Annotated in this window: 22 protein-coding genes and 2 pseudogenes; 10 read left to right on the top strand and 14 right to left on the bottom strand. The window is 71.9% G+C overall.

The annotated features are described in order from the left end of the window. Positions 1 to 64 precede the first annotated feature (64 nt). Positions 65 to 538 carry a hemerythrin domain-containing protein gene (locus ACZ470_RS33815; protein WP_468433509.1) on the bottom strand — a complete coding sequence of 158 codons (474 nt, stop codon included), beginning with the start codon at positions 536 to 538 and terminating at the stop codon, positions 65 to 67. 65 nt (positions 539 to 603) lie between these two features. Then, positions 604 to 1,818 carry a nitrate/nitrite transporter gene (locus tag ACZ470_RS33810; RefSeq protein ID WP_468433624.1) on the bottom strand — a complete coding sequence of 405 codons (1,215 nt, stop codon included), beginning with the start codon at positions 1,816 to 1,818 and terminating at the stop codon, positions 604 to 606. A gap of 358 nt (positions 1,819 to 2,176) precedes the next feature. Here ACZ470_RS33810 and ACZ470_RS33805 point away from each other — a divergent pair, with 358 nt between their 5' ends. Beyond that, complete coding sequence (locus ACZ470_RS33805; protein WP_468433507.1) at positions 2,177 to 2,596, top strand: pyridoxamine 5'-phosphate oxidase family protein; 420 nt, start codon at positions 2,177 to 2,179, stop codon at positions 2,594 to 2,596. A 54-nt stretch (positions 2,597 to 2,650) separates the two neighbouring features. Here ACZ470_RS33805 and ACZ470_RS33800 read toward each other — a convergent pair whose 3' ends face one another. From ACZ470_RS33800 to ACZ470_RS33780, 5 genes are all read right to left on the bottom strand, one after another. Further along, positions 2,651 to 3,097, bottom strand: a complete 447-nt coding sequence (locus tag ACZ470_RS33800) for a hypothetical protein (protein WP_468433505.1) — start codon at positions 3,095 to 3,097, stop codon at positions 2,651 to 2,653. Continuing rightward, a complete protein-coding gene (locus ACZ470_RS33795; protein ID WP_468433503.1) occupies positions 3,097 to 5,742 on the bottom strand; it encodes a multicopper oxidase domain-containing protein in 2,646 nt (881 codons plus the stop codon). The genes ACZ470_RS33800 and ACZ470_RS33795 overlap by 1 nt, the downstream gene beginning before the upstream one ends. Then, complete coding sequence (locus ACZ470_RS33790) at positions 5,739 to 7,031, bottom strand: TIGR04053 family radical SAM/SPASM domain-containing protein (RefSeq protein ID WP_468433501.1); 1,293 nt, start codon at positions 7,029 to 7,031, stop codon at positions 5,739 to 5,741. Before ACZ470_RS33790 ends, ACZ470_RS33795 begins: the two co-directional genes overlap by 4 nt. A 363-nt stretch (positions 7,032 to 7,394) precedes the next feature. Next, entirely contained in the window at positions 7,395 to 7,898 is a 504-nt protein-coding gene (locus ACZ470_RS33785; protein ID WP_468433499.1) for a hypothetical protein, read from the bottom strand. Between the two features lie 43 nt (positions 7,899 to 7,941). Further along, positions 7,942 to 8,775 (bottom strand): DUF2249 domain-containing protein, encoded by an 834-nt coding sequence (locus ACZ470_RS33780; protein ID WP_468433497.1) that lies wholly within the window; start codon positions 8,773 to 8,775, stop codon positions 7,942 to 7,944. Positions 8,776 to 9,178: 403 nt separating this feature from the next. Here ACZ470_RS33780 and ACZ470_RS33775 point away from each other — a divergent pair, with 403 nt between their 5' ends. The 8 genes from ACZ470_RS33775 to ACZ470_RS33740 all read left to right on the top strand — a co-directional run bounded on the left by ACZ470_RS33775 (position 9,179) and on the right by ACZ470_RS33740 (position 18,951). Continuing rightward, complete coding sequence (locus tag ACZ470_RS33775; RefSeq protein WP_468433495.1) at positions 9,179 to 12,877, top strand: nitrate reductase subunit alpha; 3,699 nt, start codon at positions 9,179 to 9,181, stop codon at positions 12,875 to 12,877. A gap of 1 nt (position 12,878) precedes the next feature. After that, positions 12,879 to 14,414, top strand: coding sequence for a nitrate reductase subunit beta (gene narH, locus ACZ470_RS33770; protein ID WP_468433493.1), 1,536 nt, complete (start codon positions 12,879 to 12,881; stop codon positions 14,412 to 14,414). Then, positions 14,411 to 15,214 carry a nitrate reductase molybdenum cofactor assembly chaperone gene (gene narJ / locus ACZ470_RS33765; protein WP_468433491.1) on the top strand — a complete coding sequence of 268 codons (804 nt, stop codon included), beginning with the start codon at positions 14,411 to 14,413 and terminating at the stop codon, positions 15,212 to 15,214. The genes narH and narJ overlap by 4 nt, the downstream gene beginning before the upstream one ends. Then, positions 15,211 to 15,987: a respiratory nitrate reductase subunit gamma gene (gene narI, locus ACZ470_RS33760; RefSeq protein ID WP_468433489.1), complete on the top strand. Its 777-nt coding sequence runs from the start codon at positions 15,211 to 15,213 to the stop codon at positions 15,985 to 15,987. The genes narJ and narI overlap by 4 nt, the downstream gene beginning before the upstream one ends. Then, on the top strand, positions 15,984 to 16,622 hold the full coding sequence (locus ACZ470_RS33755) for a vitamin K epoxide reductase family protein (protein WP_468433487.1): 639 nt from the start codon (positions 15,984 to 15,986) through the stop codon (positions 16,620 to 16,622). Before narI ends, ACZ470_RS33755 begins: the two co-directional genes overlap by 4 nt. A 150-nt stretch (positions 16,623 to 16,772) precedes the next feature. Continuing rightward, complete coding sequence (locus ACZ470_RS33750) at positions 16,773 to 17,618, top strand: class I SAM-dependent methyltransferase (protein ID WP_468433485.1); 846 nt, start codon at positions 16,773 to 16,775, stop codon at positions 17,616 to 17,618. A 13-nt stretch (positions 17,619 to 17,631) separates the two neighbouring features. Then, positions 17,632 to 17,982 carry a cupin domain-containing protein gene (locus tag ACZ470_RS33745; RefSeq protein WP_468433483.1) on the top strand — a complete coding sequence of 117 codons (351 nt, stop codon included), beginning with the start codon at positions 17,632 to 17,634 and terminating at the stop codon, positions 17,980 to 17,982. 300 nt (positions 17,983 to 18,282) lie between these two features. Continuing rightward, positions 18,283 to 18,951 carry a CBS domain-containing protein gene (locus tag ACZ470_RS33740; RefSeq protein WP_468433622.1) on the top strand — a complete coding sequence of 223 codons (669 nt, stop codon included), beginning with the start codon at positions 18,283 to 18,285 and terminating at the stop codon, positions 18,949 to 18,951. Between the two features lie 471 nt (positions 18,952 to 19,422). On the opposite strand, the gene ACZ470_RS33735 is transcribed toward ACZ470_RS33740, so the two are convergent. The 6 genes and pseudogenes from ACZ470_RS33735 to ACZ470_RS33710 form a co-directional block, all read right to left on the bottom strand. Beyond that, complete coding sequence (locus tag ACZ470_RS33735) at positions 19,423 to 19,920, bottom strand: flavodoxin domain-containing protein (RefSeq protein ID WP_468433481.1); 498 nt, start codon at positions 19,918 to 19,920, stop codon at positions 19,423 to 19,425. Positions 19,921 to 20,112: 192 nt separating this feature from the next. Next, positions 20,113 to 20,363, bottom strand: a pseudogene (locus ACZ470_RS33730) (GNAT family N-acetyltransferase); the annotation flags it as partial. Between the two features lie 4 nt (positions 20,364 to 20,367). Next, entirely contained in the window at positions 20,368 to 21,231 is an 864-nt protein-coding gene (locus ACZ470_RS33725; protein ID WP_468433479.1) for a universal stress protein, read from the bottom strand. Between the two features lie 5 nt (positions 21,232 to 21,236). After that, complete coding sequence (gene adhP, locus ACZ470_RS33720; RefSeq protein ID WP_468433477.1) at positions 21,237 to 22,259, bottom strand: alcohol dehydrogenase AdhP; 1,023 nt, start codon at positions 22,257 to 22,259, stop codon at positions 21,237 to 21,239. Between the two features lie 37 nt (positions 22,260 to 22,296). Beyond that, a complete protein-coding gene (locus ACZ470_RS33715) occupies positions 22,297 to 23,202 on the bottom strand; it encodes a universal stress protein (RefSeq protein ID WP_468433475.1) in 906 nt (301 codons plus the stop codon). Positions 23,203 to 23,354: 152 nt separating this feature from the next. Continuing rightward, entirely contained in the window at positions 23,355 to 23,984 is a 630-nt protein-coding gene (locus ACZ470_RS33710) for a hypothetical protein (protein WP_468433473.1), read from the bottom strand. A gap of 387 nt (positions 23,985 to 24,371) precedes the next feature. On the opposite strand from ACZ470_RS33710, the pseudogene ACZ470_RS33705 reads away from it, so the two are divergent. Continuing rightward, positions 24,372 to 24,605, top strand: a pseudogene (locus tag ACZ470_RS33705) (hypothetical protein); the annotation flags it as partial. Between the two features lie 135 nt (positions 24,606 to 24,740). Here ACZ470_RS33705 and ACZ470_RS33700 read toward each other — a convergent pair. Further along, positions 24,741 to 25,439 carry a response regulator gene (locus ACZ470_RS33700; protein WP_468433471.1) on the bottom strand — a complete coding sequence of 233 codons (699 nt, stop codon included), beginning with the start codon at positions 25,437 to 25,439 and terminating at the stop codon, positions 24,741 to 24,743. Positions 25,440 to 25,529: the final 90 nt, after the last annotated feature.

Raw genomic sequence — 25,529 nt, 5'->3', positions numbered from 1 at the left:
CACGCCGCCGGCCAGGCGCAGCACGCGCGGGGGCCTGATCGCCGGACACCGGCGGTGCCCGCTTTCAGGCGGTCGGCCGGGACGGGGTACTGGCCGCTGTGGCGCGGACGGCCTCGACGGCTTCCCACTGCTCGGTGCTGAGGTTGGCGAGTGCGGCCGGGAAGACGCCGTCCTGCTCCTTGAGGATGTGGTCACGCAGCATGGCCATCGTGTCCATCAGCCGATCGGGCCAGCTCGGGTCGGACAGGAACGCCCCGTTCGCCTCGGCCAGCACCGCCTCGATGCGGCGGTGCTCGTCCGCCAGGGCGGCGATCTGCTCGGGGAACTCGGCGGCCAGGGCCGGGAACAGGCCATGCTCCTCCACCTGGGTGTGCGGGCCCAGCACGGCTGTGATCTCGCGGGCGAGCTCTCCCATGCGGGCGATGGCGCCGTCACGCCGGGCGTCCCGTACCAGGCTGATGAGGGTGACCACCCTCTCGTGCTCCTGGGTCAGTTCGTCGATCGTCTCCAGAGCCTGGCAACCGCAGTATTCGCACACCGGTCTTCTCTCCCTTTCCTCGAAGCCGTCGTTCCTCGAACCCGTCGTGCTCGTCCGGCTCGCCCTTACGCGGTGGTGCCCGCGGTGCGGTGCCGGCGGCCGGTGTGCTGCTTCCGTTCGTTCCACTCGCCGTCCTCGGCTGCGGTGCGGACACCGGTGAGGGTGTAGGCCAGCGCTGCGGCGGCCACGACCGCGAGCAGGGCCAGGCCGGCCGCGTACGTCCCGTACTCGCCGTACAGCGAGCCCATCACCAGCGGCGGCAGGAATCCGCCCAGTCCGCCTGCGGCGCCGACCACGCCGGTGACCGAGCCGACCTTGTTCGCCGGAGTGCGCAGCGCCACGAGGGCGAAGGTCGCGCCGCTGCCGGCGCCGAGCGCGGCGGCCATGGACAGGAAGGCGATCGTGCCCAGCGGTGCCAGGGCCGGGGTGAAGGACTGCGTGACCGCTCCGGCGACGACCACGGCCAGCGAGCCGGCCAGTACCCGGACCGGGCCCAGCCGGTCGGACAGCCAGCCACCCATCGGGCGCATCGCCACCGCGAGCAGCACGAATCCGGCCATGCGGTTGGCGGCGTCGGCCTGGGTGAGGCCGTAGCCGGTCTTGAGGTAGGTGGGCAGGTAGACGGAGAAGGCGACGTAGCCGCCGAACGCGACCGCGTACAGCGCGGACGCCTGCCAGGTGATGGGCAGCCGGGCGGTCGCGGCCAGCCGGCGGGCCAGCGGCTCGGTCGGCACGGTGCGGCCTGGTGCGTCGCGCAGCAGCAGCGCGGCGGCCACGGCGTACACGGCCAGCACGGCGGCGGTGATCAGGAACGGAGTGGACATGCTGCCCGCGTCGACCAGCTTCACCGTGGTGAGGGCGCTGATGGCGGTGCCGCCCATGCCGGCGCCGAAGACGCCGATGGCAAGACCGCGCCGCTCGGGCGGGAACCAGGCGTTGACGAGCGGCACGCCGACGGCGAACGCGGTCCCGCCGATACCGAGGAAGAATCCGCCGACCAGCAGAGCGGCGAGGGAGGAGTGCCCGGCCAGACCGAGGTAGAGCACCGGCACGACGCTCGCCGCCGAGACGATCGGGAACATCACCCGGCCGCCGAACCGGTCGGTCAGCGCGCCGACCGGGATGCGGCCCAGCGAGCCGACCACGACCGGCACGGCCACCAGCAGCGACTGCTCGAACGAGGACAGGTCGAGGCTGTCCTTGAACCGCGGGCCGAGCGGGCTGAGCAGCGCCCACGCCCAGAAGTTCACAGCGAAACCGGCCGTGGCCAGAGCCAGCATCAGCCACGCCCGGCTGGACACCGGTGCACCGGACGACGAGCTGCCGCTCTTCGGCTTCAACGGTTCAACCATGTTGTCCGCCCCTTTCCTCTCCAAGGTGGTACTTCGCCACCGGGATCGCACGGGCACCGCAAGCCCCTTGCCCGCGGAACGGCGTCCCGTCATCACTGTCCGCATCGGGACTCACCGGAGGCATGGGCCATGAGTCCCTACCGGCGGACAGACGGTCCCGGGGTTCCGACCCGGCCGTCCCTCCCCCACAGCCCCGTGCAACGCGGTGTCGCCGGCCGTCCCGCATCGCGTGGGGTAGGGACCGTTGGCCCTACCCCCACACGACGGCCACGGCGACGATGGACCGATGTTCCAGAACGACGCCTTTCGCGCACTCGACCGGCAGGAGTGCCTCCGCCTGCTGGCCGAGGTGCCGGTCGGCCGCGTGGTCTACACCCGGCAGGCACTGCCCGCGGTCCTCCCCATCAACTTCTCCCTGGACACGGATACCGCCGTCCTGCTGCGCACCTCACCGGACTCGGACCTCGTACGCGCCATCGACGGCGTCGTGGTCGCGTTCGAGGCGGACGAGTTCGACGGGGCGACGCGGTCCGGCTGGAGCGTGGTCGTCACCGGCCGGGCCGCCGTGGTGACCGATCCGGCCGAGCACGAGCGGCTCACGCGGTCCGGCCCCACATCCTGGATGCCTCTGCGGGAGGCCGTCTTCGTGCGGATCGAGTCCGAGATGGTCACCGGGCGCGAGTTGAAGGGGGTTGGCGACACGTAGTAAGGGTCGTGCGGCTCCGGAAGCAGCCTCACCTCCGGGCGCCTGCCCCGCTGGTCATGTGGCGGGCAGGGCCGTGGCCAGCAGGACGACGCCGAGGGAGCCGACGAGGGAGACCACCGCCAGGGCGCGGGCCGGCTCGGCGCGGCCCTTGGCGTGGGCGATGCCGTGGCCGGCGGCCGCGAGCATCACCACCACGAAGAGGGCGAGTTTGGCTGCCAGGGTACGGCCGTAGCCGGGCTCGGCGAGCGAGGCCCACGTGACTCCCCGGTGCCAGGCCATGGCCCAGCCGGTGGCCAGCTGCACGGGCAGGAACACCGCTCCGGTCAGCATCCCGAATCGGCGTCCTGCCGCAGCCGTGAAGCTGTCCTTGGCCTCCGGGGCGAGCAGGTGTCGGGCCAGCGGCAGGATCACCAGCGAAAGGGCCAGTTGGCCGCCGACCCACAGGGCGGCTCCCGCCACGTGTGCGAACCGCACCAGGGACCACCAGCCGACGGTGTCCATCAGCCGCTCACCTCCACCATGCCGTGCGCGCCGGACTCGGCGTGCCGCATGTCGTGGTCGACGAACGGGTAGTGGCCCGCCTCGGGAAACGTCGTCTCGACGAAACCGCCCTGCGCCGGGGCCAGGTCCAGCACCTGCGCACCGCCCGGATCGCCGGGCTTCAGCGCGTAGGCGCCCTCCTTGTACACGGTGTCGAAGACGGTGCCGACGATGTGGAAGGCGAGGCCGTCGCCAGGACCTGCGGCGACCACCCAGAAACGGGCCCGCTCGCCGGCCTTCACCTTCAGCGGCCGCTGGGCGTACTGGTTGGCGACGCCGTTGAACACCCAGGCGTCCGGGGCGCCTTGGCGCATCTTCGTCACCTGGGCGGTGCTGCCCGGAATGCCGAGATAGAGCTCGGAGGAGACCAGCACGTACTCGTGGTCGGCCTTCGCCAGGCCCGGCGGGTCGATGACGACGGCGCCGTACATGCCGTTGCCGATGTGCTGGAGCATCGGGGAGGTGCTGCAGTGGTACAGCCAGGCCCCGGCCTTCTCGGCCTTGAATCGGTAGACCAGGCGCTCACCGGGCCGGATCGTGCGCATGGGCCGGTCCGGGGCGAGGGATCCGGCGTGGAAGTCGATGCCGTGGCCCATGCCTTCGTCGTCGTTGACGAGGGTGATCTCGAAGACGTCGCCCACATTGCCGCGCAGGGTGGGGCCCGGTGCGGTGCCTCCGAAGGTCCACATCTGCTGCTTCACACCGGGCGCGACCTCCACCGTCCTGTGGGCGGCGTGCAGTTCGACCTTGCGCACCGTCCCACCGGGCGCGGGGGCGAGTTCGGCGTCGCGTGCTCGCCAGCCGGCGGAGAAGTCGGCGGAGAGATCCAGGCCGCCGTCGTCGGCGGCAGTTGGTGTGTGTCCCTCGTGTCCGCTGCTGTCGGTCGCCGTGTCGTCGTCCTTCACGACGATGTTCATGGTCATCCCGGCCGCTCGGTGGCCGGGCAGGGTGCACCACGCCTCGCGGTCCCCGGTGACGGTTCCCAGGTCGAGGGTGTGGCTCTCACCCTTGCCAAGCATGGGAGTTGACGGGCCGTCCTCAACCTTGAGGTCGTGAAGCCGGGCGTCGGCGTTGGTGACCTTCAGCCGCAGCGCGGTGCCCGCCGCGACCTCGATCCGGCCCGGGCGGATCCGCATGTCGGCCAGGGTGACGGTGACCGTGCGGGCGATCCCGGCGCCCGCACCCGACGCTCCGGCGGCGCTCGTTCCGCCTCCCGTGTCCCCGCCGCTGTTGGCCACGAGTACCGCCAGCACGGTCAGTACGGCGCCTGCGGCGGTGCCCCACAGGGCCGGGCGCCGCGCCCCACCGGCCTTGTCCCCGTCCGCGTCCCGCAGGAGGCCCCGACCGCTACGGACGAGCACCGGCACCGCGAGGGCGAGGAACGCGGCCCCGGCCAGTGCGGCCAGCAGCATGCCGGCTGTGGCGGCCGGGCCGGGCAGCGGAAGTGCGGCCGGCGCGACGCCGCTGTTGAGCGCCACCAGCCGCGGCAGCCAGCCCCGCTCCAGCACCGCCCGTACGGCGGCACGGTCCTTGGGGCCGCTGCTGAGGACGACCGGCAGCAGATAGGTGAGCGCGCCGATCAGGATCTGGGCGACGAAGCCGATGAGCAGCACCGGCAGCAGAGCGTCGATCTCTGCCTGTGCCGCCGCGAGCGGCCGGGCCGCCAGCCATGCCAGGTCCCCCGCCACGGCGACCAGCAGCCAGCAGCTGGCCGCGGCGAGCATCCAGGCCGCCGCCGCGGAGACCGGTCGGTTGCCGCGTACGGTGCGGAAGAGGAGGGTGACGGCAAGGACCGCTCCCCCCACGTAGAGGGCGAGGCCCGCCACGGCCGGCCAGCGGCGGCCGAGTGCCAGAGCGGCGACCGCGACCAGCAGTCCGCTGCCGGTGAGCCACAGCACCCACCGGGACACCTTCGTGGTGCGCTCCTTCATGCGTACGCCCAGCACGGTCGGCCACAGCATGAACAGCGTGCCCAGGACGGGCAGTCCGATCCAGCCGAGCAAGGTGACGTGGATATGGGCCAGGCGCAGCCCGGCGTACCGGTCGGGTCCGCCGGCACCGCCGGTGGCCAGTGTCCAGCCGAGGACGGCTCCGGCGATCAGGGCCACTGAGGCGGCTCGGTAGTAGGAGACGATCGGCTTCAGCCGCCCACCGAGCGCGCCCCGCCCGAGGCGGATCAGCATCACCAGGTGCGCGGTGGCCGCGGCCACCAGCAACACGGCGGAGACGGCGGTCAGCACGGGCAGTGCCGTCCACACGCCGACGAGCAGCCCGGCCACGGCTAGGTTGGCCGTCGCGAGCCGGGTGGTGCTCCAGCGCTCGTCGGGGATCTTCGCGTGCAGCAGGGCGACGGCGAAGTGCTCGCTCCAGATCAGGATGGCGGTGGTGACGGCGCCGAGCAGGAACAGGTGCACGGCCAGCCAGCGCGCCACCGGCAGCGTCTCCTGCGCCGCGACCGCCAGGAGGGCCAGGCCCAGCCATCCCACGACCAGGACGTGGGCCCGCAGGTGCCGGGCCTTCACGCGGGACGCTCTGAACCTGTTCGGGTGCTTGCCGGGCTCGCTTCCGTCTCCGGTCCCGGCAGGCCCGGCCGCGATGCTGGTCATGCCGCTCCTTGACGCTTGGGCGAACCGTCGCCGCTGTTCTGCTTCGGCTCGCTCCCGACCGGGTGTTCACGGTCGGGCCGACCCGCCGCATCGCCGCCACCGCGCAGCAGCACGGCCAACTCCTCCTGGTACGGGAAGGAGCCGGGCCGGTATCCGCACCAGGGCTCTTCCGCGTACGGGTCGCCGGTGACGCCGTACGCGCGCGATCGCGAGCCGCCGCAGACCCGGCGGAACTCGCACGTACCGCACCGGCCGCCCAGTCGGTCGGCGTCCCGCAGCCCCGTGAACAGCTCCGAGGTGCGGTAGATCTCCGTCAGCGGTCTCTCGCGGACACTGCCCGCGCCCAGCGGCAGGAAGCCGCTGGGGTGCACGGTGCCGGTGTGGGAGACGAAGACGAAGCCGCGGCCCGCGTTGACGTCCAGCGGCGGGCGCCGCACCCGACGCGCGCCGGCGTTCAGCCCAAGGGTGTCGGAGCGCTCGGTCAATTCCCGGTAGAGCGGCCCGAGTTCGAGCACCGCCACGTGGTCGTCGCCGGTGGCGGCGAGGATCCGCCGCTGGAGGGCGACGCGGCGGAAGTGGTGGGCCTCGGTGGTCTTGGCGGGGACGGTCAGGCCCATGTCGTAGACGAAGTTGAGGACGTCCTCCACCTCACCGGGCGTGAGTGCGCCGAGGCTGCGGCCGCGGCCGGTGGGCACCAGGAAGAAGGCGCTCCACAGCATCGCCCCGTGCTCCGCGACGAGGCTGACGATGTCGGGGAGGTCGTGCAGGTTGTGCCGGGCGACCGTGGTGTTGACCTGTACTTTCATACCGAGGCCGCGCGCTGCGTCCCAGGCGTCCAGGGTCCAGCGGAAGACCCCGGGTACGCCACGGAAAGTGTCGTGGATCCCGGCGGTGGAGCCGTCCAGGCTCAGCGAGAGCCCGACCGCGCCGGCCGCGTGCAGCTCCCGCAGCCGCTCAGCGGTGAGCGTCGGGGTGCCGGAGGGGGATACCGCCACCCGCACACCGATCTCCTGGCCGTGGGCGATGAGTTCGGTCAGGTCGGGGCGCTGGAACGGGTCGCCGCCGGTGATCACGAACAGCGGGGCGGGCTGCCCGAAGGCGGCCACCTGGTACAGCAGGTCCTTGGCGGCGGCGGTGTCCAGCTCGCGCGGGTCGCGGTCGGGCACCGCCTCGGCACGGCAGTGCAGGCAGGCCAGCGGGCAGGCCCGGGTGGACTCCCAGATGACGATGAACGGCCGCTCCCCCGCGTTGTGCCGCTGGCGGCGGATGGCCCGGGTGGCGGTGGTCATCGCGCGGCCCTGCCCAGCGCCCTGGGGCTGTGTCCGGCCGCCCTGGAGTCAGGGCAGACGAGGCGGGCGGCCGGACGGTGACCGGGCCGGACCGTGCGCGGCACCCGCCGCGTGCGGCAGCGGTGGAATCGGCCTCGAGGGCGGTCGATGTGGTCGTGCACGGTGTTACCTCCGGATGGGTCGCCGTCAGCTTCCACCGGCGGTGGTCGTCGGCGCGGCGGCCGATGGTCTTCTGCGATGGGGCCGTTGGTCCCTTCACGGAAGGGGCAGCGGGGCCGGACGGCCCGTCGATGAGGCGAGGACGCCTGTGGGGTTCTCCGCCCCGGCGGGGCATCCCCACTGCGCGGGCGCGCCGTCGCACGGTCAGCAGCGGTTCGGAGAGCGGGAAACCAGGGCGTCCGCGGTGGCCACCAGGGCCGCACCCAGGCCGGTCAGTGCGGCTCCCAGGCCCGTGACGAGGGTCGTGAGATGCCATGCCTGATACGCGGACATCAGCGAGGCACGCAGGCACTGGCCCATGAACGCGGTCTGGCGCAGCTCAGCGAGCTTCTCGTCGTCGCCTCCGGCAGCGTGCAGGTCTGCGCTGATCTCGGCATAGGTACGACCGCCCGTGGTGTGGGCGAGGTTGCCCTTGATGAACTCGGCGTAGGCGTGCGCCTCGGGGCCGGTTTCCACGCGGCGCCCGGCGTAGGCGGCGAGTTCGGCGGGGAGCCCGCGCCGGGGGAAGGTGATCTTCTGGGCGGCCAGCTCGGTGCGGATCTCCCTCCTGCCGCTTCGGCCGCGCCACAGCATGACCGGCCCGGCGGCTGCCAGCGCCACGCCGACCGTCCCGAGCAGGGTGCCGGCTCGACTGTGCGATCCGTCCATGACGTGTCTTCCTTTCTTCTCCGGAGGTTTGAGTGGCCGCGGGTCAGCGGTGACTGAGCCGCAGCCGCCATGCTTCGGGGCCGCGCTCCAGGTACTCCACGGCGAACGCTCCCGGGCTGCGCTGTTCGATCTGCGCGAGCAGCGGCAGCGGGTCGTGATGGGCGACCAGCACCATCGCGGTGCCCGCCGGTACGGCGTCCAGGGCGCCGAAGACCGTGGCGTGGCGCAGGGCGTGCGGAACCTCCCGCACGTCCAGCTCGGGCTCGGCCGGCCCCTCCGCGCCGCCGCAGCCGCATACTCCGCCGCAGCCGCCGGTCTCCTCGATCTGCCCTTCTCGCATGTCCTGTCCTTCCTCGACGTTCTGATCTTCTTGGGTGCTCCTGGTGCGCCTGTCGTGGGCGAGCCGGTGGTGCGTGTCCGCCAGCAGTGCGGCCAGGGAGACCTCCGGTGTCATGGCGAGCAGCGGCAGCACGAGGCCGTTCTCCTTCGCGACGTGCTCCTCGAAGAGCACCTGCACGGCCCGGGCGTCCGCCGCCGCGCCCACTGGGCTGGGCGCGTTGCGCAGGCCGTCGACGAGCGCCGTAAGACAGCGGTGCTCACCGATCAGACTCTCGATGAGCAGGCGGGCCTCGGGCATGCCGTGGGCGACGGGGTAGAGCGCGGCCTCCTCGGCGGCCGCGTGCGGCAGGAGTGAGCGGTCGCAGAAGGCGACGAGCCCCGTGTGGATCTTCTCGGCGGCGATCGGATCGCGGTCCACGGCGGTCAGCAGCATCGTCACCCGGCCGGCCAGCTCCCCGGCCAGGCGTGCATGGTGCGCCTCGGCGGCTTCAAGGGCCGTGGCGTCCTCAGGGTCCGAGGCGAGGGTCAGCACACTCATGGCGTGTCTCCAGCAGGTCATGGTCGGCCCAGCCGACCCGCGCGGTGGGGAACGGCATCCCGGGCGTCGATGCCGGCGAAGAGGGATGCCGCGTCCGGCCGCGGGGGACGGCCGGACGCGCGACCGAACCGGGCGCCACGCGCCGTACGCGCCACACCTGCGGCAGCCAGGGACGGGGGAATTGGCCACCCGGCAGGCACGGAATGCGGTCTTACGGATGGGCATCCGCGGTTCGGTCCATGCCAAGCATGCACCGTCGACCGCACCGGCTCCCCTGCCGACCGGACCCCGCCACAGGGACCATTGGGCCCTGTCGCGACCAGCCGCTTGGGGCCGGAAGGCCAACCACCAGGGGCCGCCGGCCCCAGGTGAGGGACGCGGTACGCCACCTAGCGTTCCTGGCATGGAGAACGATCAGAACCCACGGCGGCCGGACTCGCACGCCGGTGAAGGCTGGCCGCTGGCGGCCCGCCGGCTGCTCACGCGCAGCGAGGTGTCGGCCGACGGACGCGCGGTGTTCGGCACGGGCGACCCGAAGTGGGAAGGCTTCTACCGCGACCGCTGGTCCCACGACAAGGTGGTGCGCTCCACCCACGGTGTGAACTGCACCGGTTCCTGTTCGTGGATGGTGTACGTCAAGGACGGCATCATCACCTGGGAGCACCAGGCCACCGACTATCCGTCGATCGGCACCGACTGCCCCGAGTACGAGCCGCGCGGCTGCCCGCGCGGTGCGTCGTTCTCCTGGTACACCTACTCGCCCAGCAGGGTCCGATACCCCTATGTGCGGGGCGAGTTGCTGAAGCTGTGGCGCGAGGCCCGGCGCAGGCTCGGCGACCCGGTGGCGGCCTGGGCGGAGATCACCGCCGACCCGGCGAAGGCCCGCGCGTACAAGCGGGCCCGCGGCAAGGGCGGTCTGGTGCGCGCCGACTGGGACGAGGTCAGCGAGCTGATCGCCGCCGCGCAGGTGCACACCGTCAAGACGTACGGCCCGGACCGCGTCGCCGGCTTCTCCCCGATCCCGGCGATGTCGATGGCCTCCTTCGCGGCCGGCGCCCGGTTCCACTCGCTGATCGGCGGGACCCTGCTGTCGTTCTACGACTGGTACGCCGATCTGCCGATCGCCTCGCCGCAGGTGTTCGGCGACCAGACGGACGTACCGGAGGCCGCGGACTGGTGGAACGCGGGCTATCTGATCATGTGGGGCTCCAACATCCCCGTCACCCGCACCCCGGACGCGCACTTCCTGACCGAGACCCGCTACAACGGCACCAAGGTCGTCGCGGTCAGCCCCGACTACGCCGACAACGTCAAGCACGCCGACGAGTGGATGGCACCGCACCCGGGCACCGACGGGGCGCTGGCGATGGCCATGGGCCACGTGATCCTGCGCGAGTTCCTCGTCGATCGTGAAGTGCCGTACTTCCAGGACTACCTGCGGAAGTTCACCGACGCGCCGTTCCTGGTGACCTTGCGCGAGCACGACCACGGTCTTGTCCCGGACGGGTTCCTGACCGCCGCCGACCTCGGCCGTGAAGAAGAGCATGCCGAGTTCAAGACGGTCCTCCTGGACCGGACCACAGGCGAACCGGTGGTCCCCGGCGGCTCGCTCGGTTTCCGCTGGGGGGAGACGGGGCGAGGTCGCTGGAACCTCGAACTGGGCGATGTCATCCCGGAGTTGAGCCTGCTGGGACGAGCCGAGGAGAGCGTCGAGATCGCGCTGCCCCGGTTCGACGAGGGCGGCACGGAGGGCGGTTCGGTCATGGTCCGGGGCGTTCCGGTGCGCCGGATCGGCGGGCGACTCGTCACCACCGTCTTCGACCTGATGCTCGCTCAGTACGGAGTGAGGCGTCCCGGGCTGCCGGGCACATGGCCGTCGTCTTACGAGGACGCGAGCGAGCCGTACACCCCGGCCTGGCAGGAGACGATCACCTCGGTGCCGGCCGAGCAGGCGGCCCGTATCGCCCGGGAGTTCGCCCGCAACGCGGAGCGGACGCGGGGCCGGTCGATGATCGCGCTGGGCGCGGGCACCAACCACTGGTTCCACTCCGACACCATCTACCGGGCGTTCCTGGCCCTGACGACCATGACCGGCTGCCAGGGCGTCAACGGCGGCGGCTGGGCGCACTACGTCGGCCAGGAGAAGGTCCGCCCGGTCACCGGTCAGCAGCACCTTTCGTTCGCCTTCGACTGGCAGCGGCCCACCCGGCACATGGCCGGCACGTCCTACTGGTACCTCAACTCCGACCAGTGGCGGTACGAGGCGTTCGGTCCTGACGAGCTGGCCTCCCCGCTGGGGAAGGGGCGGTTCGAGGGCAAGGGGTTCGCCGACTGCCTGGCGCAGGCCGTGCGGCTCGGCTGGACGCCGGGACACCCCGGCTTCAACCGCAACCCGCTCGACATCACCGACGAGGCGGCCGCCGCGGGCCGGCCGATCGCCGACCACATCGTCGACGAGCTGAAGTCCGGTCGGCTGCGGTTCGCCGCCGAGGACCCCGACGACCCGGCCAACTTCCCTCGGGTGCTGACCGTGTGGCGGGCGAACCTGCTGGGTTCGTCGGGCAAGGGCAACGAGTACTTCCTGCGCCACCTGCTGGGCACGGACGCGGCCGTCCGCTCCGAGGAGACCCCGGCCGAGCACCGGCCGAAGGACGTGGTGTGGCGGGAGAAGGCCCCCGAGGGCAAGCTCGACCTGCTGGTCTGCATGGACTTCCGGATGACCTCCACCGGTCTGCTCGCGGACGTCGTCCTGCCGGCGGCAACCTGGTACGAGAAGGACGACCTGTCCAGCACGGACATGCACCCCTTCGTGCACGCCTTCACGCCGGCCATCGCCCCGCCCTGGCAGGCCCGCACCGACTACGACACCTTCCTCACCATCGCCGACAGGTTCAGCGAACTGGCCGCCGACCACCTGGGCAAACGCACCGACGTCCTCGCCGTGCCGCTGCTGCACGACACCCCCGACGAACTCGCCCAGCCGGGAGGCGTCGTACGGGACTGGAAGACCGGGGAGTGCGAGCCGATCCCGGGCCGGACCATGCCGAAGCTGGTCGTCATCGAGCGGGACTACGCCGTGATCGCCCAGAAGATGCGCGCCGTCGGCCCGCTGCTGGACACCCTGGGCACCACCACCAAGGGCGTCACCGTCCACCCCGACCAGGAGATCGACGATCTGCGGCACCGCAACGGGACCGTACGGGACGGGATCGCCGCAGGACGGCCCTCGCTCGCCACCGCGAGCCACATGTGCGAGGCGATCCTCGCGCTGTCCGGCACCACCAACGGCCGCCTGGCGACCGAGGGTTTCCGCGAGCTGGAGCGGCAGACCGGCAGCGAGGGGCTCGTCGAGCTCGCCTCCGAGCGTGAGGCCGAACGGATCACGTTCGCCGACACCCGGACCCAGCCCCGCTCGGTGATGACCTCCTACGAGTGGTCGGGCTCGGAGACCGGCGGCCGCCGCTACTCCCCCTTCGTCATCAACACCGAGCACAAGAAACCCTGGCACACCCTCACCGGCCGCCAGCACTTCTTCGTCCAGCACGACTGGATGACCGAACTCGGCGAGCAACTCCCCGTCTACCGACCGCCGTTGAACTCACCGCGGCACTACGGCGACGAGCAGCTGCACGAGGGCGGCCGGGCCGAGGTCACGGTCCGCTATCTCACCCCGCACTCCAAGTGGTCCATCCACTCCAACTACCAGGACAACAAGTACATGCTCGACCTGTCCCGCGGTGGACCCACGATCTGGATGTCCTTGGAGGACGCCGAGAGGATCGGCGTCAAGGACAACGAGTGGATCGAGGCGTACAACCGCAACGGAGTCGTCGCCGCCCGAGCGGTCGTCACTCACCGTATGCCCGAGGGCACCGTGTACATGTACCACGCCCAGGACCGCACCGTGAACGTGCCGAAGACCGAGGTCGGCGGCAAGCGGGGCGGCATCCACAACTCGCTCACCCGGCTGCTGCTCAAGCCCACCCATCTCGCCGGCGGCTACGCGCAGTTCACCTACGCCTTCAACTACTACGGCCCGACCGGCAACCAGCGCGACGAGGTCACCGTCATCCGCCGTCGCTCGCAGGATGTGGAGTACTGACATGCGCGTGATGGCTCAAGTGGCGATGGTGATGAACCTCGACAAGTGCATCGGCTGCCACACCTGCTCGGTCACCTGCAAGCAGACGTGGACCAACCGCACCGGCGTCGAATACGCCTGGTTCAACAACGTCGAGACCAAACCCGGTGTCGGCTACCCCCGCCGCTACGAGGACCAGCAGCAGTGGAAGGGCGGCTGGATGCTCGACAAGCGCGGACGTCTCGTCCTGCGCTCCGGCGGCCGGATCAAGCGGCTGCTGTCCCTGTTCTCCAACCCCGACCTGCCGGGCATCGAGGACTACTACGAGCCCGTCACCTACGACTACGACAACCTCGTCAACGCCCCCGCCCAGCAGGACATCCCCGTCGCCCGCCCCCGCTCCGTCCTCACCGGCAGGCCCACCGCCATCACCTGGGGCGCCAACTGGGAGGACGGCCTGGGGGGCGCGCCTGAGAACGCGGGCGGCGACCCCAATCTGACAGGTGAGTGGGCGGAGAAGGTGAAGTTCGAGTTCGAGCAGACCTTCCTCTTCCATCTGCCCCGCCTGTGCGAGCACTGCCTCAACCCGGCCTGTGTGTCGGCCTGTCCGTCCGGCGCGATGTACAAGCGCGTCGAGGACGGCATCGTCCTCGTCGACCAGGACAAGTGCCGCGGCTGGCGGATGTGCGTGACGGCATGCCCGTACAAGAAGGTGTACGTCAACCACGCCACCGGCAAGGCCGAGAAGTGCACCTTCTGCTTCCCGCGCATCGAGGCCGGCCAGCCCACCGTCTGCTCGGAGACCTGCGTCGGCCGGCTGCGCTACCTCGGTCTCCTCCTGTACGACGCCGACCGCGTCGGCGAGGCCGCCGCAACGCCCGACGAGAAGGACCTCCTCGACGCCCAGCGCGGCGTGTTCCTCGACCCGCGAGACCCCGAGGTCCGCGCGGCCGCGAGGGAGTCGGGGATACCGGAGGACTGGCTGGACGCGGCCCGCCGCTCCCCCGTGTACGACCTGGTCATGCGCTACAAGGTGGCACTGCCGCTGCACCCGGAGTACCGGACGATGCCGATGGTCTGGTACGTGCCGCCACTCTCCCCCGTCCTCGATGCCGTCGACGCGGCGGGCGGCAACCAGGACGACCCCGACCACGTCTTCGCCGCCGTCACCCGGCTGCGCATCCCGCTGGAGTACCTGGCGGAGCTGTTCACCGCCGGGGACACCGATGTCGTCGCCGGGGTGCTGATGAAGCTCACCGCGCTCCGCTCGTACATGCGCGAACGCACCCTCGGCGAGGTCGGCGACGAGACCGCCCTCAAGGCGGTCGGTCTCACCGCTCGGGAGGCCGAGGACCTGCACCGCCTCCTCGCTGTCGCGAAGTACGCCGACCGGTACGTCGTTCCCGCCGCGCACAAGGAGGACGCCGCCGCGCTGACCGCGATGGAGAACCGCTGTCCGGTCGAGTCCTCCGACACCGCCGAACCGCGCAAGATCATGCTCGGCATCCCCACCCTGCGCCGCCGCACGTCCGAAGCACCCGCCGGAGGCCACCCGTGAGCCCGCTGCCCACGACCGTTCCCGCCGTCATCCGCTCTCGCGTCCGGGCTGCCGTACGCCGCCCTGGCCGCGCGGCCCGCCCGGGACGTCCGACCCTGCTCACGCCGGAGGAGACCCAGGACCGAGCGCTGCTGCTGCGGCTGCTGTCGCTGCTCCTCCAGTACCCGGACGCCGAACTCGCCGCCGCCCGGCCGGTGCTCAACGCCACCGTCGAGGCGCTGCCGCTCTCGCCTGCCGCCGAGCACTTGGCCGCCTTCGCCTCCTGGTTCACCGGGCAGGAGCCGGAGGCGCTGGAGCGGCACTACGTCGAGATGTTCGACCTGCGCCGCAAGAGCAGCCTCTACCTCACCTATTACCTGCACGGCGACACCCGCCGCCGCGGCATGGCCCTGCTCACCCTCAACCAGCGCTACCGCGCCGCCGGCTGGAACACCGACGGCGGTGAACTCCCCGACCACCTCCCGGTCGTCCTGGAGTTCGCCGCACTCGCCGGCCCGCGAGCGGGCGAGGCACCGCTGCGTCAGCACCGGCGCGGCCTGGAACTGATCCACCACGCCCTGACCGACGCCGACTCCCCTTACCGGCACGTCCTGGCCGCCCTCCTCACCCTCCTGCCGCCGCCGACCGAGGCGGATCTGCGGGCGGTGGCCGAACTGGCCGCCCAGGGCCCGCCCAACGAGGACGTCGGCCTCGACCCGTACGGGGACGGGGAGTTCGCCCCGCCTGGCACCTTCGTCCCGCCCGAGCAGGCCCCACCCACCCTCATGCCGCCCCTCTCGTCCCCGGAAGGTCCCCGATGAGCGCCGCGCCTCCCTCCCTTGCCGCAGCGAGCGGCGCCGACCTGCTCCTCTGGGTCGCCGTCCCCTACATCTGCCTCGCCGTGTTCGCCGTCGGGCACGTCTGGCGCTACCGCCAGGACCAGTTCGGCTGGACCTCACGCACCACCCAGCTCCTCGAACACCGCTGGCTGCGCTGGGGCAGCCCCTTGTTCCACCTCGGAGCCTTCATGGTGATCGCCGGGCACGTCGTGGGGCTCGCCATTCCCGACTCGTGGACGGAGGCCGTCGGCATCACCGAGCACACGTACCACACCACGGCCGTCTGGGCGGGATCCGTGGCCGGCGTCGCCATGGTCGCGGGCCTCGGCATGTTGTGCGCCCGTCGGCTGCTGACCCGCCGGATCCGCCTCGGCACCGACCGCAGCGACAAACTCCTCTTCCCCCTGCTGTCCGCCACCGTCCTGCTGGGCATCACCGCCACCGCCGCGCACAACGTCTTCGGCGCCGGGTACGACTACCGCTCCACCGTCTCCGTCTGGTTCCGCGGCCTGTTCGTCCTCCAGCCCCAGCCCGAGGCCATCGCCGGAGCCCCGCTGCTGTTCCAGCTGCACGCGCTCTCCGCCTTCCTCCTCTTCGCGGCCTGGCCCTTCACCCGGCTGGTCCATGTGTGGAGCGCCCCGATCGGATACCTCGCCCGCCCATACCTGGTCTATCGTCGGCGAGCCACACCGGCAGCGGCCCCGACGACCGCGGGCCGCACCCGGTCGGCCTCGGGCTCCCGGCGAGCCGCATGAGTCACGGCCACGCGCTCGCGCCGGACGCCACGAGCGCCCGGCGCCCGCGGGCAGTGGGCGCGAGCCGCCGCACGGGATGGGTGATGGTCCTCGCCGGGGCCGTCGGCTGGCTGGTGTCCTTCCAACTCACCGTGGACGACTGGCGGCTGCTCCGCGACCCCGCCTACCAACCACCCTGCGACATCAGCCCCGTCGTGAGCTGCGGCAGCGTCATGTCCAGCCCGCAGGGCAGCCTCTTCGGCTTCCCCAACATGCTGCTCGGACTGGGCGCCTTCGCCGCCGTGACCGCCCTGGGCATGGCCGTGCTCACCGGGTCACGCCTCCACCGCGGGCTGTGGCTCGCGCTGGACGCCGGGACGCTGGTGGGAGTGGTGTTCGTGCACTGGCTGATCGTCCAGTCGCTCTACGAGCTCAACAAGCTCTGCCCCTACTGCGCCGTCGTCTGGGTCGTCACCATCGCCCTGTTCTGGTACGTCACCCTGCACTGCCTCGAACGGGGAATCATCCCCGTTCCCCGGAGCGTGCTGTGCGTCGTCCGGGACACGCACTGGATGCTCCTCGGTGCCTGGTACGGGGTCATCGCGCTGCTCGTCCTCACCCGCTTCTGGCCTTACTGGAGCAGCCTGAAGCCATGAGCCGGACGGTTCACGGGCGCGCCCCCTGTCGCCGCCTGCCGAGACGGGCCCACTGGTCCCTCCGATCGGGACGTTCGGCCTCCGTGCCCCGCCTTCTCTCCAAGTTAGGTTCACCTAAGTACCGATGCAGGCAGAGAGCGAGGCACGAACATGGCATCGACAGACCATTCGGCCCTGCCGAAGAACGTCCCCGTCCCCGGCGACGGACTGGACGCCGCCCGTATGCCCGGCCACTGGCTGCTGGCCCGCCTGGGCAAGCGTGTCCTTCGCCCCGGCGGTGCGGAGCTGACCCGGTGGATGCTGGACACCCTGTGTGTGGACCCGGAAGACCGAGTGGTGGAGCTGGCCGCCGGCCTGGGAGCCACCGCCCGGCTGACCCTTGCCCGCCGCCCGGCCGCCTACACCGCCGTCGACCGTGACCCGGCCGCCGTGGCGGCACTCAGCACCCTCGCCGCCCCCGGCCCGACCAAGGTGCGCGCCGTGCGGTCGGACGCCGCGGACACCGGGTTGCCGGACGGCGACGCCACCATCGTGTACGGCGAGGCGATGCTGACCATGCAGCCCGAACCCGCCAAGCGGCGCATCGTACGAGAGGCCCTTCGGCTGCTCGACGGCTCCACCGGCCGGTACTCCATCCACGAACTGTGCCTGCTGCCCGACGATCTCGACCCGGCACTCGCCGAGCGGATCACCCATGACCTGCGTGAGGCCATCCATGTCGGCGCCCGCCCCCTGACCCCCACGGCCTGGCGTGAGCTGCTCGCCGCCGAGGGTTTCACCGTCACCGCGGTCAGGACGGCACCGATGGCACTGCTCGAACCACACCGACTGATCGCCGACGAAGGACTGGTCCCCGCCCTGCGCATCGCCGGTCGGGCACTGCGCGACCCGGCCGCCCTGCGCCGCGTGCTGCACATGCGCAGCGTCTTCCACAGCCACAGCGCCCACCTGGGCGCGATCAGTCTGCTCGCCGTCCCCACCCCGTCCCAGTCCTGAGGAGGAACCCCGGATGACCGCCACCGTGATCACCGACCTGACTGCCGAACTGGCCGTGCCCGAGGACGGCACCCTCAGCCGCGTCCTGTATCGGGACGACCGCCTGCGCGTGGTCGGTTTCGCCTTCGCCGCCGGTCAGGAACTGACCGAGCACACCTCGGCCCTGCCCGTCGTCATCCAGGTCGTCAAGGGCCGTCTCGACCTCGTCCTGGGCGAGGAGAAGACGGAAGCGACGCCCGGGAGTTGGATCCGCCTGCCCGCACGGCTGCCGCACACGGTGCGCGCCACCGAGCCCAGCGTCATGCTGCTGACCATGTTGCCGGTCCCGGAACCATCCGGAGCCGGAGTGCCTTCCGCGGCATGACCGACGCCCAGCCGGCCTCCTTGCGCGGGGCCGTCGGGCACTCGCCGAGCCCTACGGCCCGCGCGGCCCTTCTCTGATGCCCATCGACGCGGCACGGCCGACTGCCGTGGGGCCGAAAGGCCCTTCGAAAGGTTCGGCCGGCCCGTGGTGTCCGGCCGTGGGCGGGCCGACGCTGTAATCGAGGAGCCCGTGACGCCGTACAACCGGCGCGACGGAACGCCGTGAACGACTGATGCGGTGCGTCCGCGAGGCGGACCCGGCTTTCGGACCTGTACGCCCTCTACGGCAGTGGAGCACATGATGAACGAGATGACCGAGGGCCGGCCCGTCAACGGCAGCCCGCACACCGTGAGCGACGTGATGACACACACCGTCGTGGCAGTCGGCCTCGATGCCCCGTTCAAGGAGATCGTCAAGCTCATCCAGCAGTGGAAGGTCAGCGCCCTGCCCGTACTGGAGGGCGAGGGCCGGGTCGTGGGCCTCGTCTCCGAGGCGGACCTGCTGCCCAAGGAGGAGTTCCGCGACAGCGACCCCGACCGTTTCACCCAACGGAGCCGCCTGGCCGACCTGGCCAAGGCGGGGGCACTCACCGCTGGGGAGCTGATGAGCACCCCGGCTGTCACCGTCCACGCCGACGCCACCGTCGCGCAGGCCGCCCGCGTCATGGCGCACCTCAAGGTGAAGCGGCTTCCCGTCGTCAACGACGAGGGGCTGCTCGAGGGCGTCGTCAGCCGGGTCGACCTGCTGAAGGTCTTCCTGCGGACGGACGAGGAACTCGCCGACGAGGTCCGCCGACAGGTCGTGGAGCCCCTCTTCCCCACCCGGCAGAACGTCGTACGGGTCGAGGTCTCCGAGGGGGTGGTCACCGTCATGGGCCGCATCAGCGACACCTCACTGGTACCCCTCGCCGCCCGTGCGGTGCGGGCGGTCGAGGGCGTCGTCGACGTGCAGTTCCGGCTCGCGTCCTGACCCGCGGGACTCAGGCAGCACCCTGCCTGCGGGGAGGGGCTGTCGGCGTACGCCGGGGGCCGCCGGCTCAGTGGAGGAGGCACCCCCGCTGTTGAGCGGAGGTGCCCCGGTGTGAGGTCCTGCGGCCGTCAGAGGAGCCAGCGGTTTCGGCTGACGAAGGGCCGCCGCGCCCAGGCCCCGCCGAGTCCAGGGCGGGGCCGGATCCGGACGACTCCCGTTGCACCTTCCATGTCACGGGCCGCCGGCGTCCGTCGGAGAGGCTGCCAGACCCGGACAGCGGGCCGAACGTCCCCTCGTGCGGGCCCGGTCGGCAGGAGGTGTTCGTCCGACAGCGTGCCGAGCGCTGTTCGATCGCCGCGTACGTCCGCGTGATGGCGCGGTGGCAACTCGACCGCAGGCGGCAAGCGGATGGCCGTCGAAGGAGCCCCGGTGCCGGGCACCGGGGCTCGGACGGACGGTCGTGCCAGTTCCTCAGGCCCGCGTCAGCTCGTCGGCGACCCGTGCCGCCCATGACTCGATGGCGGTGAAGTCCCGGAAGTCCCCGCCCTTTCCGTTACGGAGGATCATGCGGGCGAGCCATCCCTTCGCGCCCTCCTCCAGGCAGCCGCCGAACGTGACGTGGTCCCGGGCGTCGAGTGCGACCATGGCCTTCTTCACGCCGGGCACGGGTGGGATGTCCCGCTCCGAGGCAGAGGGGTCCAGCGGGCCGCTGCTGAACAGCCACAGGGGGCGTTCGGCCAGGGCACGGCGATGCCGACGCAGGAACCGGCGGGCGTCCTTCTGCCAGCGTCCGGCGTACAGTCCGGCGCCGGCCACGACGGCGTCGTACGGCGCCACGCTCCCGACGGACCCGGCCGCCAGGACCTCCACCGTCAGCCCCTCCTTGCGCAGGACATCAGCGATGGTGTCGGCGATGTGTGCGGTGGATCCGTTCGTGCTGCCGTAGGTGACCAACACGGTGTCGGTCATGGCGGTACACCTCCTCTTACAGCCGGCGCAGCCAAGGGCCGTCCGGGGCCGGGTCGAGGACCGGTCGGCCCGAGGCGACCCGACCGACGCGCTTCGACGTCCTCCGGGACGTCATGCAGCGCGGTTTCCAGTACCTCAGCCGCCCGCTCCTCGTGCAAACGCTCGGGCTCCCCCGCCGGCAGGGGATGGTCAGCCGGGATCGGCGAAGAGGCGCAGCACTTCGTGGTTCTCGCTGAGGGCGTCAGCGGTGAAGGCGGTGATGCCGTCGGCACGGGCGGCCGGGACGAGATGCTCGACGAGCAGGGTCCCCACGCCCCGGTGGTGCAGGCCGTCGGCGACCGCGACGGCGAGTTCGGCGGTCCGCGGCGCGTCGTCGGCGGAGTGGTCCCGACGAGACCGACAACCTGGCCCGCCCGTTCGGCGAGAAGGGCCGGCGACTCCGGATCGTCACGCCGTGTCGGGTACGACCGCGACCGGGCAGGCCGAGTGGTGCAGGAGCGTGTGGGCGACCCGGCCGAGGCGGTGCCCGAACTGCCCGGGACGGTGCCGGCCGACGATCAGCAGGTCCGCCTCGTGCGAGGCGGCGAGGAGCGCTCGGCGGGCGGGTCCCTCGACCGTGTGCCGGCGCAGGCGCACGTCCGGCGGAGCGTCGGCGAGCGCGGCCTCCAGTTGTTCGGCGGCCCGTTCCTCGTGCAGGCGCTCGGGCGTGCCGGTGAGCAGCGGATGGCCGGCCGTGTCGTGCGTGGGGCACCGCCACGCCCGTACCGCGTCCAGGGCGGCGCCACGCCGCCGGGCCTCCGCGTAGGCGAAACGCACCGCCGCCGTCGGCGCGTCGGCCACGCCGACGACGATGCGGCCGTGCCGGCCGTCGGCGGCCCGGTTGTCGTGGTTGCCCCGGAGCACGACGACCGGGCAGTGCGCCTCGGTGGCCACGGTCAGGCTGACGGAGCCGAGCAGCAGGTCGGCCAGTTCGCCGCGTCCGCGTGTGCCCATGATCACGGCCGAGGCGTTGCGGGCTTCGCGCAGGAGGACGTACTCCGGTTCTTCGGGCACCGCTTCGGTGGTGACGGAGAGGTCCGCGTGGTGACGACGGGCGCGCCGGGTGGCGAGGGTGAGGATGTCCTCGGAGGTCACGTGCTCCGACGGCTTGCCGAGCTCTCGGGCGGGCGCGGTGCCCTCATAGCGGTACCAGCGGTAGGCGTGGACGATCCGCAAGGGGACTCCGTGCCGGGCGGCCTCGTCGGCCGCCCAGTCGACGGCCCGCAGGCTCGACTCGGATCCGTCGACGCCGACGACCATGGGCGAGGACACTGTTCTCAGCCTCCCGTGTCGAGGTCGAACACGATGCGGGCCTTGACCTGTCCGTGCAGGACCTCGTCGATGCAGTCGTTGACGGCGGTGAGCGGGCGGGTCTCCCGGATGACCCGCGTGCGGCCCTCGGCGTGGAGCTGGAAGACCTCGGCGAGGTCCTGGCGGGTGCCGACGATGGAGCCGATCACCGACGTACCGTTCAGGACGGTGTCGAAGATCGGGACCTGGAGGGTGCCGTGTGCCGGCAGGGCCACCATGACGAGCTTCCCGCCGCGCCGCAGCCCGGAGTTGACGGCTGCGAAGGCGGCGGGGTTCACGGCGAGGGCGAGGGCCGCGTGGGCGCCGCCGTGCCGCTTCAGCTCGGCGCCGACGTCCTGGGTGCGGGCGTCGACGACGATGTCCGCGCCCAGTTCCCGGGCGAGTGCGAGCTTGTCGTCGGTGACGTCGATCGCGGCGACCCGCGCCCCGGCGATCTTCGCGTACTGCACCGCCAGGTGGCCCAGTCCGCCCACGCCCGAGACGGCGACGAGCTGGGCGGGCCGGACGTCCGCGACCTTGAGGGCCTTGTAGGTGGTGACGCCCGCGCAGGTCAGCGGGGCGGCGTCGAGGGCGCTGACGCCTTCGGGCACCGGCTGGGCGAAGTCGGCCCAGGCGAGCATCTTCTCGGCGTACCCGCCGTCACAGCCGTACCCGGTGTTGATCTGGCTCTCGCACAGGGTCTCCCAGCCGGACCGGCAGTGCTCGCACCGTCCGCACGCCCTGCCGAGCCACGGCACGGCGACGCGTTGTCCGACGGAGAGGTGGGTCACGCCGTCGCCGAGCTTCTCGACGAGGCCGACGCCTTCGTGGCCGGGCACGAACGGCGGGGTGGGCTTGACGGGCCAGTCGCCGTGCGCGGCGTGGATGTCGGTGTGGCACAGCCCGGACGCCTCGACACGGACGCGGACCTGCCCGGGGCCGGGCTCGGGGTCGGGGTGCTCCTCGATGACCAGTGGTTCGCCGAACTCCCGTACGACCGCTGCCTTCATGGTGCCTTCTCCTTCGGTGTCTCTTCGGCCGGCCGCGTCAGTCGTGCGCGACGACGGCGACGGGGGCGGTGGCGTGGTGCATGACCGCGTGGGCGACGGCGCCGATGTGCACGCCGAACGGGCTGCGGCGGATGCGGCGGCCGACGACGACGAGGGAGGCGTCGCGGGCCGCGTCGACGAGGTGGCCCGCGGGGCTGCCGAGCCGGGACGCTTCGGTCACCTCGACGTCCGGGTACTTCTCCCGCCACGGCAGCAGCGCTTCGGTGAGCACGGCGGCCTGCTCGCGGACGATGTCCTCGCGGGGGCCGACGCCGGCGGCCAGGCTGTAGACGTAGTAGGGCGGCAGGTTCCAGCCCTGGACCACGGTCAGCGTGGCCTCGCGGCGCCGCGCCTCCTCGAACGCGAAGGTGATCACCGTCTCGTCCGGACTGTCGGTGTCCAGGCCCAGGACCACGGGCCGGAAGCCGGTGGCGGCGGACGGGATGCCGGCGGGGTCCTTGACGTGTTCGTCGGCGGCCTGTTCGCCCGCTCGGACCAGGATCACGGGCGCCTCGGCTCGGGCGACCACCGACTGGCCGACGGACCCGATCAGGAAGCCCGCGAGTCCGCTGAGGGCGCGCGAGCCCAGCACCAGCAGTTCCGCCTCGCGTGTGGCGTCGAGCAGGACCTCCGCCGGGGCCCCGGCCCGCTGCTCGGTGGTCACCTCGACCCCGGGGTGCCGCAGCCGCAGGCCCTCGGCGGCCTCCCGGGGGATCCGCTCGGTCCAGTACTGGTGCGTCTCCGCACCGAGGAGTGGGGCCTGGACCATGGGCTCCGGGACCGGCTGCCGCACGTGGAGCAGCCGTACCGGGATCCGGCGCAGCGCCGCTTCGCGGGCCGCCCATTCGGCGGCTGCCCGGCTCTCGGGCGAGCCGTCGAGTCCCACGGTGATCGTGCGGGCCATGCTGCCCACCTCCTGTGTCGTTCGATCCGTTCTCAGCGTCTCTTCCGGCGGCCCCGCGGGGCAGGGGCCCCTGGTCCCGGGACGGGACCGACGGTCCCTGTCGGCAGCCTGGTGGGGCGGGTCCTCGGGAGGGCCCGTCCCACCAGCCGCGTTCAGCGCAGCCACCCGTGGTCACGGACCAGCGGGAGCCGGGCCCACAGGCGGCCCAGACCGAACGTGTCTCCGGCCGATACCGCGGCCAGCGCGATCAGCACCACCGCGTAGACCAGGTGGTAGTCGACGAACGGGTTCGTCGACATGCTCGCCGACCCGTCCGACAGGTGCTTCGCCGGCGGCCACTCCGCCACCCACATCAACGCCATCATCACCGTCCCCGCCATCGCCGCCGGACGCAGCGCCACCCCGACGGTCAGGGCCAGCCCGATCCCGAGCAGGCCCAGCATGAACAGCCAGTCCGCCCACGCCGCCCCGGCCCACGCATGGAACGTCGACTCCATCGGGCCGACCGCGACGTGCCCGAGGAAACCCTCGGTGGGCGAACCACCGTCGATCCAGCCCTTCCCGGAGGCGGTGGCATAGCCGAAGCCGAACGTCTTGTCGAGGAACGCCCACAGGAAGACGAACCCCATCAGCACCCGGGCCGAGGCGAAGACGTAGGCCCGTGCGGTGAACGTGCCGGCCTCCGCCGACACCGCCGCGCCCGGCGCGGAAACGGCGCGGTTCCGGCGGAACGACGGCAGGTGGAAACCCGAACCACGATGCGTGGGCTGGTGCACGGCCATGACAGTGATCCCTTCGGACGAACTCCGGTTGCTTCCTGACACCACCCACTCTCCCGGCCCCCACCACCCCGCACCCGACGCCGAAGGTCCGCACCCGGGGACTCAACAGCCCCGAACAGCAGGGACCTTCGGCCACTACCCCTGCGGCAGGGCCGAACGGCACCGCGCGGGTCGGGGCCGAGGCTGGAAGGGTCATCCACCGGCCCAGCCGGCCTCGGCCGTAGGCGGGAAGGAGTCCCGATGAGCTCTACGACCTTCAACACCCTTGCCCCGGAGCAGCTGGTCGCGGCGGCCGTGGCGCACCGTCACCTGCGCGTCGCCGCCTCCCACTTCGGCTGGGAGTCGGTGACCCGACCGCTCCCCTGCCCGAACCGTCCCGCTCTGCTGGATCGGATGCCGATGCGGGACTTCGGCGCCCAGCGGCACCCGGACGTGCTGCCCGCCCGCGTCTTCGAGACGCGTCCGACGCTCGCGGTGCTGTCCACGGCGCACGACCGGCGAGCGGACTGGCTGCGAGCCGGTCAGGCCCTGGAACGGGTCCTGCTGTCGGCCACCCGGCGCGGGGTGCGGGCGTCGTTCCTGCGTCAGGCCCTGGAGTGGCCCGATCTACGGGGAGTACTTCCTGCCGGCAGCCGTACCGTTCAGCTGTCACGGTAGCGGCTCGAACACGGGGGAGGACACGGGATCAGCGCCGCCGTGCGGCCCGGCTCCGCAGGCGTGGGAGGTGCGTCGCCGACCGGTGGTGGGCCACGACTTCTACTGGTCTTGGGGCCGCATACGGTCACGGGCCTGGGTGGCGATGACAGCGGCCTGGACGCGGCGTTCCACGCCGAGCTTGGAGAGCAGACGGGAGATGTGGTTCTTGACCGTCTTCTCGGCCAGGTACAGCCGCTGACCGATCTGCCGGTTGGTCAGCCCCTCGCCGATCAGGTCCAGGATCTCGCGTTCCCGGTCGGTCAGACCGGGCAGGACGTCCGGCTCCTCGGCCGGCTGCTGTCCGGCGCTTCGCAGCCGTGCCATCAGTTTGGCCGTGGCGTCGGCGTCCAGCAGCGACTGGCCGCGGGCCACCGTCCGCACGGCCGAGACCAGGTCCGATCCCTGGATCTGCTTCAGCACGTACCCGGCCGCGCCCGCCATGATCGAATCCAGGAGTGCCTCCTCGTCGTCGAAGGAGGTCAGCATCAGGCAGGCCAGGTCCGGCATCTTCGACCGCAGCTCACGGCAGACGGTCACTCCGTCTCCGTCGGGCAGGCGCACGTCGAGGACGGCCACGTCGGGGCGCAGGGCAGGAACCCGAATCAGTGCCTGCTCCACCGTCGCCGCTTCTCCGACCACCGTTATGTCCGGTTCGTCGTCCAGCAGGTCGTGCACTCCCCGCCGTACCACCTCGTGGTCGTCCAGGAGGAAGACCTTGATCGGGCTTCCCGTGCTGTCGTCCTGCTGGCTGTGCGCCATCGCATGCTCCTCGTGATGCCTCGGTCTCCGTCGGGCTCCATATCCTCCCAGGACGGCCGAGGTCCAGGGCCGGTCGGCCCCGTTCCCGCC

This window comes from Streptomyces sp. NPDC031111 (genome assembly GCF_055570675.1).
Note: the sequence above shows the minus strand (reverse complement) of the source record. Positions and strands in the feature narration are given on the sequence as shown.